This window comes from Oceanobacter sp. 1_MG-2023 (assembly GCF_030689025.1).
GTDB lineage: Bacteria > Pseudomonadota > Gammaproteobacteria > Pseudomonadales > Oceanobacteraceae > Oceanobacter.
Map to the genome: position 1 here is coordinate 1 of NZ_JAUYWA010000062.1, position 1,520 is coordinate 1,520.

The window sequence follows — 1,520 nt, forward strand, 5'->3', positions numbered from 1 at the left end:
GTGACGATTTGGTCGGTGTGGTTACCGGCTCCATCGATGGCTGTGACGGTAAAGTTGTAACTGTCTTTTGTTTCGTAATCAGCGTCGGCCAACAAGGTGACTTCGCCTGTAGCGGAGTTGATGCTGAAATACGCTGCATCGGCTCCCGAGAGGCTATAAACCGCTGTCGCATCATTGGTTGTGGCTGTGTAAATAACCGAGCTGGCACCAGAGCTTTCATCAATGGCATCCGCCAGACTCCCGGAGTTAAATACCGGTCCTGACTCATCCAGATCATTGACCGCCAAGGTGACGGCTTGGTCCGTGTGGTTACCGGCCCCATCGGTGGCTGTAACAGTAAAGCTGTAGCTGGACTTGCTTTCGTAATCAGCGTCCGCCAACAAAGTGACTTCACCAGTGCTGGCATCAATCGAGAAATACGCTGCATCGTCGCCTGACAGACTGAAGGTGACGCCATCAGAGATATCTGCGGAGTCATCAGCGGTCGCGGTATACACCACCTGCCCGGCACCGCTGTTTTCATCGATGGCAGTCGCGGTATCACCAGACGTAATGCTTGGCGCTGCTTCATCCAGGTTATTCACCGCCAGGGTGACAGTTTGATCGGTATGGTTACCGGCTCCATCGATGGCTGTGACGGTAAAGTTGTAACTGTCTTTTGTTTCGTAATCAGCGTCGGCCAACAAGGTGACTTCGCCTGTAGCGGAGTTGATGCTGAAATACGCTGCATCGGCTCCCGAGAGGCTATAAACCGCTGTCGCATCATTGGTTGTGGCTGTGTAAATAACCGAGCTGGCACCAGAGTTTTCATCAATGGCATCCGCCAATGTGCCAGAGGTAAATACAGGCCCCACTTCATCCAGGTTATTCACTGCCAGAGTGACGGTCTGATCAGTGAAGTGACCGGCGCCATCGGTGGCGATAACAGTAAAGCTGTAGCTGGACTTGGTCTCATAGTCAGCATCGGCCAATAAGGTGACTTCACCGGTGCTGGCATCAATCGAGAAATACGCTGCATCGTCGCCTGAGAGCGAGAAAATCACACCATCAGAAATATCGGCAGAGTCATCCACCGTCGCTGTGTAAATAACCGAGCTGGCACCGCTGTTTTCATCGATGGCAGTCGCGGTAGCACCAGACGTAATGGTTGGTGCGACTTCATCGAGGTTATTGACCGCCAGAGTGACAGTTTGATCGGTATGGTTACCCGCCCCATCGGTGGCGGTGACTACAAATGAATAGCTGGACTTGCTCTCGTAATCAGCGTCGGCCAACAAAGTCACTTCGCCGGTGGCCGAGTTAATGCTGAACAAAGCAGCATCAGCCCCCGAGAGGCTATAAACCACCGCTGCGGCATCGTCTGTCGTTGCGGTGTAAATCACCGTGCTGCCACCAGAGTTTTCGTTAATCGCGGTGGCGGTGGTCGCGGAGGTGAAAACCGGAGCCTGGGTATCGATTTGATAACTGGCACTGATGACGTCGCTGGTCGGTTGGTTACCCACCGCATCGGTATAGCCGCT

The 1,520-nt window shown here is 53.5% G+C and carries 1 protein-coding gene; it reads right to left on the bottom strand.

Annotated features, from left to right (window positions below; translation table 11 throughout):
- A partial coding sequence (locus Q8W22_RS16615; protein WP_305453119.1) for a cadherin repeat domain-containing protein occupies positions 1–1,520 on the bottom strand: 1,520 nt, incomplete at both ends.